This window comes from Embleya sp. NPDC055664, assembly GCF_053618075.1.
Genome location: NZ_JBSHGZ010000027.1, coordinates 81,412 through 95,048, shown reverse-complemented (window position 1 = coordinate 95,048; position 13,637 = coordinate 81,412). Strand labels below are relative to the sequence as shown.

The window sequence follows — 13,637 nt, the reverse complement described above, 5'->3', positions numbered from 1 at the left end:
ACCGCCCCTCCCCCCCCCCCCCCCGCGGCCCCCCGCCCCCCCCCCCGCCCCCCCCCCCCCCCCCCCCCCACGGCGGTATCGCGACGGGACGAACGCCCGTCAGATGCAGTAGCCGGAACCCGGGGAGCAGTTCGCGCAGCGGTCGAAGGTCCAGGTACCGCCACCACACGGCTGCTTCCGGTACCACCGGTGCCCGGTTCCCGCGCAACCGGAGGTGCTGCCGCCTTGTACGCACTCATAACACGTGCAGGCGGCCGCGGCGGCGGACGCATCCACTCGCGGCACCACGCGGTCCAACATCCTGCCGCCCAGCCTTTCGAGCCTTGTGCGCATGTCGTACTCCTTGGTGATCGTCTGGATGATCGCTGGGATGGACCGTCCCCCCGGCGGCTGGACACGACCGCCCTGCACGCAAGGCGACGCGGCCACGACCGGAGGACGGCGGGGTTCGGGTTCCCGGTCGCTCACCGTGAACCGCCCCCGTACACGACAGTGCCGGCCGGCTAGGCGGCCGTCGTTGTCCCCACGTGCACATCGGTTGTCGATTCGTGCAGCGTCGCCCGTCGACGGAAGTCGTGGGGCGAGACCCCGCACGCGGACCGGAACTGCGCGGCATGGACGGCGACGTGAAGAAGGACGGCACCATACGCGCCGTCACCCTCACCGACTCCACCGACACCCCCATCGTCGACGCCAACGAACACGCCGGATTCGCCTACGAATCCCAGACGTTCACCGGCGACGGCGGCACCATCGCCACCACCACCCTCAACACCCCGTTCTCCTCGCCCGTCACCGCCACCCACACCCGCGCCCGCGGCCTGCCCCCACTCCAAGCCCGCCGCTCCGCCACCGAGAAGACCCGCACCCGCAGCCTCCTCGCCGACAACACCACCTGGCGCCAAACCTCCAAGACCACCACCTTCGAACCCAGTCACGGTCTCCCGGAGACCGTCTCGGACAGGGCCGACGGTCTGCCCGAGTACTGCGTCAAAACCACCTACGCCCACAACACCGCCGCCTGGATAATCGGCAAACCCGTCGAGGTCCAATCACTCGTCGGCGACTGCGACACCACCGCCACCAAGGACACCGTCTACGCCTGGGCCCGAACCCGGTACGACAACAAGCCCCAGGGCGAGATCGGCACGATCGGCGACGCCACCTCCACCGACGCCGTCATCGACTACAAGGCCGACGGCACCCCGAACCGGGTCACCACCGCCAAGTCGGAGTTCGACGCCTACGGCCGCGTCACCAAGGCCACCGACGCCGAGAACAAGGTCACCACGACCACCTACACCCCCGCCGCCGGAGCCCTGCCCACCACGGTGAACGTCACCGGCCCCACCGGCTGGAGCTCCTACGAGACCGCCACCACGTACGAACCGGTCCTGGGCCTGCCTCTCACCGGAGTACTGCCCGCCCACGGCGGCCTGCCCGCGGAACACTCACTCACGCCTACAACGTGGGTGGCCAGCCGACCGGGCTCGGTGGTGCGGCCGGTTACATGAACTGGGCGGACTACGACGCCTTCGGCCGCAACATCCGCGTCACGCTCGGCGACAGCCCGCGCCAAGCCGCGTTCACCAGCGTGTACGACCCCGCCACGGGCCGCCTGCTGTCCACGAACCGGGACAAGCAGACCGCGACCACCACCGGCGTCGACGCCACCACGTACACCTACAAACCGTCCGGCGACGTCACCTCGGTCAGCACCAGGCGCGACACCGACACCATCGACACCCAGTGCTTCCTCACCCGCGAGATGGATCAGGTCTGTGGGGGTGTTTGTGTGCTGGTCGGGACCTGAATGACCGTTGTCGTTTCGACTGTCACGGGGGTTGCCCGTTCCTGTGTCGGGCCCCAATGGTGCGGGTGTGCTTGTCGGTATGGCGAGGAATAGTTCTTCGGTTTCGGTACGTCCTGCTGCCGGTTCCTCGGATACGGCGGTGTTGCGGCCGCTGGTCGGGACACCGAGAACAACGCCGAGAACGACGATGTTCCGGTGGCCCCGGTGGTGTCGCGGGCGACGCTGTATCACGCGGTACGTCGTGACCTTCGCTCGCCACGTGTGCTTCGGATCGCGCGTCCGATCCACGGGTCGGCCGTGGACGGGGACGGTGGACGAACAGGGCCGGCCCACGCCGCCGGTTCCGGCCGCCGAAGCCGACCGGGGGACCGATCCGATCACGCGGTCGACACCTCCGGGTGATGGTGTGCGGCTGTACGCGCCCGGCGAGCACCTGGTGTCGACGCGCCGATTCGGCGCGGTGGTCGAAGCCCTCGCCCACACCGTTGTCGCCAGCGGGGTCGTGTGCGTGTGCGGTGACACCGGCGCGGCGAGTCGGTCGCCGTCGACCAGGCGTTGCGTCTGCTGCCCAGGCGTGTCCCGGTCCATCGAGCGCAGGTGGCGGTCGAACCCGCGCTGCCCCGACTGCGGGCTGTGCTGCTCACGGTTTTCGGCCTGTCCGCTCCGTCCCTGGTGAACCGGACGGACGCCGCCAACAGCGTGCTCCTCGACGCGCCCAAGGAGCTGGGCGTCGTTGATGTTCGGCGCATTGCCGTTCCCGAGCCGGACCACCTGCGCCTGCTGGTCGGCGCGCCCGCTGTTCGGTCGTCGGGGGTGTTGTGCGGCGCGGGCGCCGAGTGCACTCTCGTCCGACTCCTGCGCCGGTTTTATGGGTGTCGACCTGGCATCGGGTGCCCCGCCTGGATGCCTTCGCGGGTTCGGGTGTGCTTGTGTTCGAGGGCGCTCCACGTGTTGCCGCTCTTGGACCCGACCGTATCGCTGCTCTCGAACTCGGCTGTGTCGCAACCGATTTGGACTACCTGCGTCTCCTGGCGGACGCTCCACCGCGCACGTCGGTCTCGTGTGGGTGCGGGTGCCGGGTGTGTCTCGGCGACCCCGGCGTCGGCCTCGCGTGTCCTGATCCGGCGACGTGCCCGTTGTCTCGCCGTCGTCCGGGTCCCGCGTGTCCCGTGTCTGTTGTCTCCGCCCGGCCGGCGAGGACCGTTGCGCGCCGGCGAGGCGTCCGCCGAGGCCGTCCGCGTGGGGGATTGCCGTACCGGGGCCGTGGGTTGCCTCCCGGGGTTTCGCGACCCTCGTGTGTGCTCGGTGGTACCTGCGGGTGCGGGCCCGGTTCCGAGCCGGGAGAGCGTGCGGGGGATGTACGCCCGCCGCGGGCGTCGGTGGGGGTGCGTCGGCGTGTGTCGGGGTTGCGGGGCTCGATGCGGTGCGTGCCGCCGTCCGGCGGGCGTCTATCCGAATCCGACCATGCCGGGGGAGTCGATGTCGACGGTGACGATGACGGGTGGGTAGGCGTCCTTGCGGTGGTGAGGAGGATGGACATGCCGGTGAACTCGGTCCGGGGCAGGGCGCACAACGCGTGGCAGGTGTCGGGGCCGCCGAGGCCGTCGCGGATCATCGTGCCGACGGCCACCGACGCGACGGTCTCGAGGGGGCCGACGTTCACGCTCGACAGTGCCAGGACCCGGTGGGCGGCGCCTTGTGCGTTTGCCTCGGCCGACTCGATGCGACCGGGGCGCTGTTCGTCGTGCACGCCTGTGCGGTGAGGCCTGCCCGGGGCGGTTCGCGTTCGGTCGCGATCCGTATTCCGGGGCCTCGGTCGACCGCATCTGCGGCGTCGACGCCGGGTACCCACGATCATGCCCTCCCACCTGGGTTTCTTCCCTTTCCGGTACCTCGAACGTATGCTGGGGCCATGCCCGCATTGAACATCGATTTCAGCGACGAGGAACTCGCCGAACTCCGCGAGACGGCCAAGGCCCGCGGTGTCACCCTCAAAAGCCTGGTCCGCGAGGCCGTCACTGAGGACTTGGCGCAGCGCCGCGCCCTGGCCGCGATGACCGCGGTCCTGCGCGCTTTCACCGCCGAGCACACGGCTGCGTTCGACGACGCGTTCCCCGACGACGCCCCCACCGGGGCCCGTCGACGCGGGGCGGCCTGACCCGGTGATCCTCCACATCGACCTGCGCTGGCTCCTCGAGCGCCAGACCGACGTCCTGCCCGAGGGACCCGACGTCCACGACTACTCCGGTCTGGTGGCGGCCGTCGCTCGCCACCGCGTCAACACCCCCCGCCTGGGCGAGGACGCCGATCCCGCCTGGCGGGCCGCGTCCCTGCTGCACACCCTGATCCGGCTGCGGCCGCTGCCCGCGCGCAACGCCCTGTTCGCGTGTGGTGTCGCCGTCGCCTACATGGCCGCCTCCGATCAGGGCGTGGATCCGCCGTACGGCGCGCTCGTCGACCTCGCCCGCGCCGTCGACACAGGCAAGGCCGACGTGTACACCGTCGCCGAGCACCTGCGGTCCTGGCGCATCTGACCCACCCGGGACCGGAGCGGACGTCGACCTCGGGGCCGACCGGTCCCGGCTTGGGGAGGCCGCGCAGGCCCGGATCCCGGTCGGCCCTCCCGACGGCCCCGGCGTACCGGCTTGGGAGAACTCGGACCGGCTGACGGTCGCGAACTCGTACCGGTAGTAAGAGTGCCGGATGAGCTCGCGGGAGGTTTCCATCGCGCTCATGACGTACATCGACGCGTCGCCGGGCAGAACCAGCTCGGCAACCAGGGCGTGCATGTCCGCATAGTCGAGAACGAGGTCGCGGGCGCGCGGATCCCGTACCGGCAGGAGGAGCGGGTCGGACGGCGGCGACAGGGTATTCACCGGTGCAGTCTCGTCGCCGGAGGCTGTCGGTGCCACCAGATTTGTCCGTTTCGTGCATGACGTGTGCTCCCCAACGGTCCCCAGGACGCACTGCCTCGTGGGGGGCGGGCATGGAGGCTCAGGCGGGCCACCTTCCCCGGCGTGTGCTCGCCGAGCGGCCGGAGCGGATCCCGGCCGGGAGTCAAGGCGCGGACGTCGACGCGAAGGCGCGCAGACGTGTCGCGTCCCGACTGGGCGGTGCGCCGAACTGCCGCCGGTACTCCCGGCTGAACTGCGAGGCGCTGTCGTAGCCGACCCGGCGGCTGACTCCGGCGATGTCGTGCGCGTCGGAGACCAGGAGCAGCCGAGCCTGCTGGAGCCGGATCTGCTTCCGGAACTGGATGGGACTCATTGCCGTGGCTGTCTGAAAGCTGCGGTGGAACGCGGAAACGCTCATACCCGCCAGGTGCGCCACGTCCTCGACGCGGAAGGGCTCCGCGTAGTTGTCGCGAATCCACTGCACCGCCCGTGCGATGTGGTTGAGGCTACTGTCGGGCAGGCCGAACTGACGGACGATGGCTCCCTGTTCACCGGTGATGAGCCGCCACAGGATCTCCCGTTTGGTCATCGGTGCGAGTACGCCGATGTCCTGGGGCCGGTCGAGCAACCGCAACAACCGGACGACGGCGTCGAGGAGCAGCACCGGGGCGGTGCTGACGGCCAGTCCCGGCGGTGTGCCGTCGAGGATCTTCGGCAGATCGACGGGGCGGGCCTGGAACAGGACTTCGGCGACGTCGGCCGGATGCACGGCGATGCCTACGCCGAGCCCTGGCGTTCCGTCGTCGTCCTGGATGAACCGGCTGGTCACCGGCAGGTCGATCGAGGAGATCAGGTATTGGCCGGCCCGGTATTCGTACACCCGGTTCCCCAGGGCGAACTGTTTGGTGCCCCGAGCGACGAGCGCCATGACCTTGCCGTAGGTCGTGGAGAAGGCAGGCGTGAGCCGATCGGCCTTGAAGATCCGCACACCCTCGATCGGGGTGCTCAGATCGGCCCGGGCGTGGCGGGCGAGTAGGTCGGCCAACTCGTCGATGAGCAAGGCGCTTTCGTTGGTGGAGAAGGCCATCGGGGGATCCTCTCGGACAAGCAGCTTCGGGCAAGCCTTTGCGAGCTTCGCACAAGCGGCCCGGCCCCGTCGGGCCCGGTCGCGGGGAGCGGCAGGAATGGGCAAGAGTCCGCAAGCTCTGGTCAATCCGTTCGGTGGGCCGGGCTGTTTGCATGGTTGTCATCCGACGAGCCCCTGCGCACCCTCCGGGGAGGACTGCCGATGCCCGGCGAGACCCACAGCGAAATTCTTCTACGCGTCAACGAAGTGCCACGACGGCTGACCGTCGACAACCGCAGGACACTGCTCGACGCCCTGCGGGAGGACCTCGGCCATTCCGGGCCGAAGAAGGGATGCGACCACGGGCAGTGCGGCGCCTGCACCGTGCTGCTCGACGGCCGGCGCGTCCTCTCCTGCCTCACCCTGGCGGTGGCCGCCGACGGCGCCGCGGTCACGACCGTCGAAGGACTCGCCGGCGATGGTCGACTCACCGCACTCCAGGACGAGTTCATTCGACGCGACGGCTTCCAGTGCGGCTTCTGTACCCCCGGCCAGCTGTGCTCGGCGGTCGGGATGCTGGCCGAGCACGCGGCGGGCCGGCCCAGTGCGGTCACCCCCGCCGGGCCGGTGCCGCCCCTGGACGAGGTCGAGGTGCGTGAGCGCATGAGCGGCAACCTGTGCCGCTGCGGAGCACACCCGTCGATCGTGCGCGCGATCCTGGAATCCGGAGCGGCCCGATGAAGGAGTTCACCTACCACCGGCCGGCTCTGGTCCGGGAGGCGCTCACCCTGGCCGCCCGCGGCGGAACCCGATACCTGGGCGGAGGGACGAACCTCGTCGACCTGATGAAGGACGGCGTGGAGACACCGACACGCTTGGTCGACGTACGTCAGCTGTCCCTCGATGGGGTCCGGGAAACATCGGACGGCGGCCTGATACTCGGCGCGACGACCAGCAACAGCGACGCCGCGGCCGACATCCGGGTGCGGCGCCGCTTTCCGGCGCTCAGCCAAGCCTTGCTGGCCGGCGCGTCGGGCCAACTGCGCAACATGGCCACGCTCGGTGGCAACCTGCTTCAGCAGACCCGGTGCTCCTATTTCGGTGACGTCTCGGAGCCGTGCAACAAACGCGAACCCGGCAGCGGCTGCCCCGCGATCGCCGGGGAGCACCACAACCACGCGATCCTCGGAGCCTCCGAACACTGTGCGGCCACACATCCCTCCGACATGGCCGTTGCACTGACCGCGTTCGACGCGGTCGTCCACTACGAGACCCTCCAAGGACCCGGTGGGATTCCGCTGGCGGAGTTCTACCCACCGGTCGGTGACACGCCACAGCGGGTGTCCGCACTGCCGCCGGGGGCGTTGATCACGGCCATCGCTCTGCCCGGTGCCGCGACAGCTCCCGGGTCGCGCTATCGCAAGGTCCGCGAGCGGGCCTCCTACGCCTTCTCCACCGTATCCGTCGCCGCGGCCCTGAAGGTCGAGGAGGACACGGTCACCAGCGTACGTATCGCCCTCGGCGGAGTCGCATCCCGGCCGTGGCGTGCGAGAACAGCGGAGGTCGCTCTGTTGGGCGGAGCCGCCACTGCCGACGCCTTTCGGGCCGCCGCAGCGGCCGAACTGTCCGCCGCCCGCCCTCTGCGCGACAACGCCTACAAGGTGCCGCTGGCCCGCAACCTCATCGAGGCCGTGCTGACCGGACTGGCCCAGGGGAGGACCCGGTGAAACCCCCACCCGCGGTCGGAGTGCCGCAGACTCGGCTCGAAGGACCCGACAAAGTCACGGGCCGCGCCCGCTACGCCGCCGACGAACCCCTCGAAGACCTGGCCCACGGTTGCCTCGTCACGTCCACGGTGGCCCGGGGACACATCCGGGACATCTCCCGGGTCGACGACATGCCCGGAGTGCTGGGCGTCATCGACCACCGCAACGCGCCCCGGCTCAACCCGGCGGCCGGCGGATTCTTCGGTCCGGACGGCAGCCTGCTGCTCCTCCAGGACGCCGCCGTCCCGCACGCCGGCCGACCGGTCGCGCTGGTCGTGGCCGAAACGCCCGAGCAGGCCCGCGCGGCGGCGGCCGCGCTCACGGTGACCTACGACGAGCAAGCGCACGATTGCGTCTTCCGCGCCGGTCACCCGGCGGAACGCCCGGCGCTGACCATCTTCGGCGAGGACGTCGAAATCGGCGACGTCGACGCGGAACTGGCCGAGGCCGCCGTGGTCGTCGACGAGGTCTACCACACCGTCGAACAGCACTGCGCCGCCATGGAACCGCACACCGCGACCGCGTGGTGGGAGGACGGACGCCTCCAGGCTTTCGACTCCAACCAGGGGCCGTTCATCGTCGCGACCACCCTGGCCACGCTGTTCTCCCTGGACCCGAAGACGGTACGTATCCGTGCCGAGCACGTCGGCGGTGGCTTCGGATCCAAAGGACAGTGCGGACCACAGCTGATTCTCGCGGTGATGGCCACCACTGTTCTGGGACGTCCGGTACGCGTCACTCTGACCCGCCGTCAGGTGTTCCTGGCGACTCCGCCCAGGCCGCGAATCCGGCAGCGGGTCCGCCTCGGCGCCGACACGGACGGACGTCTCCGGGCGATCCACCACGAGGCGGTATTCGAGGAGTCACCGCTCGCCGACTACCTGGAGAACTGCGTCGAACCCACCAGGACGCTCTACGCGGCGCCCGCGATCCGCACCCGACTCACCACGGTCCCCCTCGACATCGCGCCGCCCTTCTCCGTACGCGGCCCCGGACTGACACCCGGCTCGTTCGCGCTCGAATCGGCCATGGACGAACTGGCTGAAGGACTGGGAATCGACCCGCTCGAACTCCGGCTGCGCAACGAACCCACCGTGGGCCCGGTGTCCGGGTTGACGTTCAGTCACCGAAATCTCGTCGGCTGCCTCCAGGAAGGGGCCCGCCGGTTCGGCTGGGCCGGTCGTGACCACCGGCCCCGGCAGCGGCAGGAAGGGCACCTGCTCGTGGGCACCGGACTGGCCGCGACCGCCTTCGGCACGGGAGCGCTGCCCTCCTCCGCGTCGATCACCGCCGAAACCGATGGCACCTTCACCGTGTCCATCGGCGCGAGTGACATCGGAACCGGCGCGCGCACCGCCCTGACGGCGATCGCCGCCGACGCCTTGGGGGTCGACACCGGCCGGATCAGGCTGGAGTTCGCCGACAGCGACCTCGGCCCGGCCTGGAGTGCGGGCGGATCCCGGGGCACGACATCCTGGTCCTGGGCGATCACCACGGCCGCCGCCAAGCTCACCGGGTCGGTGCCGCCGGTGACCGTCACCGCCGACACCACCGAGGAACTCGGTGCCCTGCCCCACCGCGAACGCCACGCCCACAGCGCGGTGTTCGCCGAGGTCTCCGTCGACCCGGCGACCGGCGAGGTCCGCATCCGGCGACTCCTGGGCATGTTCGCCGTGGGCCGAGTGGTCAACCCGCTGTTGGCCCGCAGTCAGGTCGTCGGCGGCATGATCACCGGACTGTCCATGGCCCTGTACGAGGAAGGCATCCGCGACCGGGTCACCGGCCGCAACGTCAACCCGGACCTTGCCGGATACCACATCGCCGCGCACGCCGACATCCCCGACGTCGAAGCCGACTTCGTCCCCGACCACGAACCCGACGACCCTTCCGGCATCAAGGGCGTGGGGGAGATCGGTACCGTCGGCACCGCGGCGGCCATCGCAAACGCGGTCTGGCACGCCACCGGGACCAGACAGCGGAGCCTGCCCCTCCGGCTGGACCGCGTCCTGGAAGACCGACCACCGACAGGGGAGTGAACCGGACGTGCTTCGCGAGGTCTGGCCGTTCGTCGACGACTGCCGGCGTACGGGTCTTCCCGTCGCACTGGCCCGGCTCATCGGCCGCGACGGCCCCGGAGCCCGGCCGCTCGGCGCGACGATGGCCGTGGCGGGGGACGGGACCTGGCGCGGCTCGCTCTCCGGTGGCTGCGTCGAGGGCATCGTCCTCGACGCAGCTCGGGACGTGCTCGCCGGAGCGCCATCCGCCGTGATCCCGGTGTCACCCGGTGGGCACCTGCTGCCCTGGGAGGAAACACCCTCCTGTGCCGGGGAGTTGCGAGTCCTCATCGCCGCCGCCCCGGCCGACCCGGTCCATTCCCGGATCACCACGGCGCTCGCCGAGGACCGGCGGCTGTTCGTCCGGGTCGCCCTGAGACCGCCGTATCCCTGGTCGGTGTCTGCGGAACTACATCAACTCCCGCAGTCCGGCCCGGCGTTCACGGAGATTCTGGCCGGCCGTTCGAAGCTGCTCCTGATCGGTGCCACGGACCTCGCCGCGATCATCGCCACCCTGGCCGGATCGCTGGGCCGTGACGTCGTCGTCCTGGACCCCCGGCCGGGCCACGTGGCTTCGGGGGATCCCTTCGGCGGCGCCACGGTCGTCCGCACCTGGGCGGACGAATGGATCACCCGTCATCCCCTCGGCCCCCGAGACGCCGTCGTTGCCCTCAGCCACGATCCGCGAATCGACGACCGGGCCCTGCGGGCAGCCCTGTCCGGCCCCGCCGGATATGTCGCGGCCCTCGGCAGCCGGGCCACCCATACGCAACGCCTGCGACGACTGGCCGAAGTCCCCGGAGTGCATCGGATATCCGGCCCGGCGGGCCTCGATCTGGGCGGGGGCAACCTGGCCGACACCGCGTTGGCCATCCTCGCCGAGCTTGTGGCGGTGGAGAACGGCCGCGGCGGGCAGCGGCTGCGGGAGGGGGAACTGCCGATCCGCGTGGTCGGCCCGGTGGCAGGAGTTCACGGGTGACCGGGCCCGGAACGCGGCGCAGACGGGGGCGAGTTTCCAGACCGGCCATCCTTCGACGGTGTCGAAGCAGGCCGGAGGTGAGGTGACGGGGTCTGCGCCACGCTCCGAGCCCTGCCTCACAGCACCCACCAAGCCGCCTCCTCCGGCGTCTTGCCCACGTCCACGCGGTCTCCCGGCCGCGGCAGGGTCAGGCGAACGCCGGTCGCCTTCGCCTCGAGGCGCAGGCGCTCCACCGGCTCGGTCCACGGGTGCGGTGCCAGGCTGAACGTCGCCCAGTGCACCGGCAGCAGTAGGCCGCCACCCAGGTCGAGATGGGCGGCGACGGCCTCTTCCGGGGTCATGTGGATGTCGGGCCAGTTCCGGTTGTACGCGCCGATCGGCATCAGTGTCAGGTCGAACGGACCGTGTTCGCCGCCGATTCGGGCGTAGCCGTCGAAGTAGCCCGAATCGCCGGCGTAGAAGACCTTGCGCTCCGCGCCCGCGACGACCCAGGAGCCCCACAGGGTGTCGTTGCGCCTGAACGTGCGGCCGGAGAAGTGCCGGGCGGCGGTCGCGGTGAATCGCAGACCGGCGACCTCGGCCTCTTCCTCCCAGTCGAGTTCGATGATGCGTTCGGCCGGGACCTTCCAGCGCTCCAGGTGTGCGCCGATGCCAAGCGGCACGAGGAAGGGCGCGGTCTGCGCGGCGGTCAGTTCGAGTATGGTCGCCCGATCCAGGTGGTCGTAGTGGTCATGGGAGACGACCACCGCGTCGAGCGCCGGGAGGGCGGTGAGCGGCACGGGATTGGGATGCAGCCGCTTCGGGCCGACCAGTTGCGACGGCGACACCCGCTTGCTCCACACCGGGTCGAACAGGACCCGCCGTCCCTCGATCTCCACGAGTGTGCTGGCATGGCCGTACCAGACAGCGCTCACGCCGTCGGCGGACTCCGGGGTCGCCGGGTGCGCGACCAGCGGAACCGGCCCCGCCGGGTGCCGCCGGTCGCGGTTGCCGATCATCTCCCGAACGACCTGTGGCGGCGGCCCACTTGGTACGGCGACACTCGAGGGCACCGAGTTGTGGAACATCCCGTCGTGGAACCGCGGCGAACGCAGCATCCGTGCCAGGCGTTCGCCGGATGCCTTGCCGCCGAACTCGGCGGGTACGTCCCGCAGCGTCCATCCGGCGATGGCGAGCGCCGCCGCGCCCGCGGTCAGCCGCCGCTTCGACCCTGCTTCCATGTGGGCTCTCCTTGTTTGTGTGTCATCCGTCATGCGTTTGTCCGGGCTGTGGATGCCCGATGTGTGGCAACCGACCGGGAGTCGCCTGCCGTTCCGTAGGTGAGGGGCGGGTGGCGATCACCCGGCGGTCGCCGGCCGTATCAGGTGGGGCGGCTCGGGAGCAGCAGGCATGCCAACCAGTCCGTGCGGACTCGACGGGCTGTCGTGGAGATCCGCGCCTGTGGGTACAGGGCGTCGAATCCGTGGAATCCGCCCGATCGGACGTGGAGTTCGGCGTACGGTGGAATCTCGTCGGGAGTGAAATCGCCGAGGACGGCGCGCCGACGGTCGAGGGCCTTCGCGAAGTGGTGCCGGGGGCAGAGGCGGCAGGAGGCGGGAGCCGCTCCGGGGTTCAGAAGACGGCGTTGCCGCGGACTGGGACGTAGTCGGTGTACTCGGAATCCGTGACCGGCAGCCCTTCGACTTGGGCCATGACGGCCTGCGCGGTATTGCCGGCGAAGACCCGGTGGCGGTCCTCCTCGCTGGTTCACCCTTCGGTGACGTGGACGATGTCGGGGTCGGACGCGGAGCGGGAGACGAGGCGGACGACGCAGGGTCCGTCCGCGCCGGGGCTGTCCGCGTTCGGGTCGCTCAACAGCAAGTGGACCAGCCGCTCGCCCATTGCGGTCCGGGCCGTCGGGACGGCATTGAAACCATAGGCGGGCGATCACGGAATCCCTCTTCCTCACGGTGGAGTTCGATGAATTCATTGAACCGCTCCGACCTGCGGAAACGTTAGAACAATGCTCGCTCGTGCATGCATAATCCTCCCGGATTCGGGAGCCCTACGACGGAGAGACGCTCTGCCTGCGGTCAGCGCCGGCGGGTGGTGATCGCCGCCGCCCAGGTGTGGAGCATGGCGCCGTCGTCGCCTCGTGCGAGGCGTCGGTGGAGCCGGTGCGCGAGTCGATCTCGGGGAGCACCCCCGTGTCGAGGGGCCCGGTAACCGGACCTCGCGCTCCCAATACCGGTGCCGGGGGCACCACACGCGGTCCGCGGGCGGGCCCGGAAGCCTTGCTCGTCGGTGCCCAGGACGCGTACCCGCGCTCCGGTCGTCCGCCTCGGCGTCGTGTCTTCCTCGTCGATGCCGGTCGGCACCACCGCGTCGTCGGTCGGGCGGACCGGTCGGTGCCGGGACGACGCACTCGCCGAGTCGTTCTTCGCCACCCCCAAAAACGACCTCGCCACCGACCGGCCCCGGTCCACTCGGGTCGCGGCACGGGCAGCGGTCTTCGAGTGGATCGAGTCCTGGTGCAACCTACGCAGGTTGCACAGCAGCCTCGGCTACCGCAGTCCCATCGAATACGAAGCCGCCTTGGCGGCCTGACCACACCACAACGACGATGTCCGTCAAAGCGGAGCAAGCTCAGGCCAGGGAGAGGAACAGCTTTTCGAGTTCGGCTTCGCTCAGCGGCGCGGTGTCGCCGTTGGCGGCGGCGCTCATGCACTGGCGCATGTTGCTTGCCACGATCTTGAAGCCGGCGCGGTCCAGGGCCCGGGAGACGGCGGCGAGCTGGGTGACGACGTCCTTGCAGTCGCGGCCGGCCTCGATCATGGAGATCACGGCGGTCAGCTGCCCTTGGGCGCGGCGGAGCCGGTTGAGCACCTCGCGGGGGGCCTCCTCGTCCACGGTCATGCGATTGCCTTCCTTTCCTTGTCACCCATGGTACCCCTGGGGGTATGTGGCCGGGGTGGTGGTGTGTCCGGGTGTCGGCGGGGGGGGGGCGGCCCCCCCCCGGGGGCGGGCCCCCCCCGGGTCTCGCGTCGTTCGCTAGGCGATCGTCCAGGTGTCGTTGCCGCGGATCA

The 13,637-nt window shown here is 70.4% G+C and carries 12 protein-coding genes and 2 pseudogenes; 9 read left to right on the top strand and 5 right to left on the bottom strand.

The genetic code is table 11. The features are described from left to right. The first annotated feature begins 614 nt into the window (after positions 1-614). The 4 genes from ACWGR4_RS33460 (at position 615) to ACWGR4_RS33445 (ending at position 4,347) form a co-directional block, all read left to right on the top strand. The gene (locus ACWGR4_RS33460) at positions 615-1,514 is read left to right on the top strand and encodes a hypothetical protein (protein ID WP_452133648.1); all 900 of its coding nucleotides are present in this window, start codon (positions 615-617) and stop codon (positions 1,512-1,514) included. Further along, positions 1,511-1,813, top strand: coding sequence for a hypothetical protein (locus tag ACWGR4_RS33455; protein WP_452133649.1), 303 nt, complete (start codon positions 1,511-1,513; stop codon positions 1,811-1,813). Before ACWGR4_RS33460 ends, ACWGR4_RS33455 begins: the two co-directional genes overlap by 4 nt. A gap of 1,912 nt (positions 1,814-3,725) precedes the next feature. Next, entirely contained in the window at positions 3,726-3,971 is a 246-nt protein-coding gene (locus tag ACWGR4_RS33450) for a hypothetical protein (RefSeq protein WP_380004704.1), read from the top strand. Positions 3,972-3,975: 4 nt separating this feature from the next. Continuing rightward, a complete protein-coding gene (locus tag ACWGR4_RS33445) occupies positions 3,976-4,347 on the top strand; it encodes a toxin Doc (RefSeq protein WP_126639099.1) in 372 nt (123 codons plus the stop codon). 523 nt (positions 4,348-4,870) lie between these two features. On the opposite strand, the gene ACWGR4_RS33440 is transcribed toward ACWGR4_RS33445, so the two are convergent. Further along, positions 4,871-5,767 carry an AraC family transcriptional regulator N-terminal domain-containing protein gene (locus ACWGR4_RS33440; protein ID WP_452133656.1) on the bottom strand — a complete coding sequence of 299 codons (897 nt, stop codon included), beginning with the start codon at positions 5,765-5,767 and terminating at the stop codon, positions 4,871-4,873. 228 nt (positions 5,768-5,995) lie between these two features. Between ACWGR4_RS33440 and ACWGR4_RS33435 the strand changes: the two genes are divergently transcribed. The 4 genes from ACWGR4_RS33435 to ACWGR4_RS33420 are packed head-to-tail and all read left to right on the top strand — an operon-like array spanning position 5,996 to position 10,572. Further along, complete coding sequence (locus ACWGR4_RS33435) at positions 5,996-6,514, top strand: (2Fe-2S)-binding protein (protein ID WP_452133650.1); 519 nt, start codon at positions 5,996-5,998, stop codon at positions 6,512-6,514. Next, positions 6,511-7,500, top strand: a complete 990-nt coding sequence (locus tag ACWGR4_RS33430) for an FAD binding domain-containing protein (RefSeq protein ID WP_452133651.1) — start codon at positions 6,511-6,513, stop codon at positions 7,498-7,500. The genes ACWGR4_RS33435 and ACWGR4_RS33430 overlap by 4 nt, the downstream gene beginning before the upstream one ends. Beyond that, on the top strand, positions 7,497-9,575 hold the full coding sequence (locus ACWGR4_RS33425; RefSeq protein ID WP_452133652.1) for a xanthine dehydrogenase family protein molybdopterin-binding subunit: 2,079 nt from the start codon (positions 7,497-7,499) through the stop codon (positions 9,573-9,575). Before ACWGR4_RS33430 ends, ACWGR4_RS33425 begins: the two co-directional genes overlap by 4 nt. 7 nt (positions 9,576-9,582) lie before the next feature. Beyond that, positions 9,583-10,572: an XdhC family protein gene (locus ACWGR4_RS33420; protein WP_452133653.1), complete on the top strand. Its 990-nt coding sequence runs from the start codon at positions 9,583-9,585 to the stop codon at positions 10,570-10,572. A 116-nt stretch (positions 10,573-10,688) separates the two neighbouring features. Here the strand turns inward: ACWGR4_RS33420 and ACWGR4_RS33415 are convergent, their stop codons facing one another. The 3 genes and pseudogenes from ACWGR4_RS33415 to ACWGR4_RS33405 form a co-directional block, all read right to left on the bottom strand. Beyond that, on the bottom strand, positions 10,689-11,792 hold the full coding sequence (locus ACWGR4_RS33415) for an MBL fold metallo-hydrolase (RefSeq protein WP_452133654.1): 1,104 nt from the start codon (positions 11,790-11,792) through the stop codon (positions 10,689-10,691). Positions 11,793-11,932: 140 nt separating this feature from the next. Further along, a pseudogene (locus ACWGR4_RS33410) lies at positions 11,933-12,067 on the bottom strand (alpha/beta hydrolase); the annotation flags it as partial. A 116-nt stretch (positions 12,068-12,183) separates the two neighbouring features. After that, positions 12,184-12,453: pseudogene (locus ACWGR4_RS33405) on the bottom strand (putative quinol monooxygenase). 447 nt (positions 12,454-12,900) lie between these two features. On the opposite strand from ACWGR4_RS33405, the gene ACWGR4_RS33400 reads away from it, so the two are divergent. Next, complete coding sequence (locus tag ACWGR4_RS33400) at positions 12,901-13,158, top strand: integrase core domain-containing protein (RefSeq protein WP_452133655.1); 258 nt, start codon at positions 12,901-12,903, stop codon at positions 13,156-13,158. A gap of 39 nt (positions 13,159-13,197) precedes the next feature. Here ACWGR4_RS33400 and ACWGR4_RS33395 read toward each other — a convergent pair whose 3' ends face one another. Next, the gene (locus tag ACWGR4_RS33395; protein ID WP_380004688.1) at positions 13,198-13,467 is read right to left on the bottom strand and encodes a metal-sensitive transcriptional regulator; all 270 of its coding nucleotides are present in this window, start codon (positions 13,465-13,467) and stop codon (positions 13,198-13,200) included. Between the last annotated feature and the right edge of the window lie 170 nt (positions 13,468-13,637).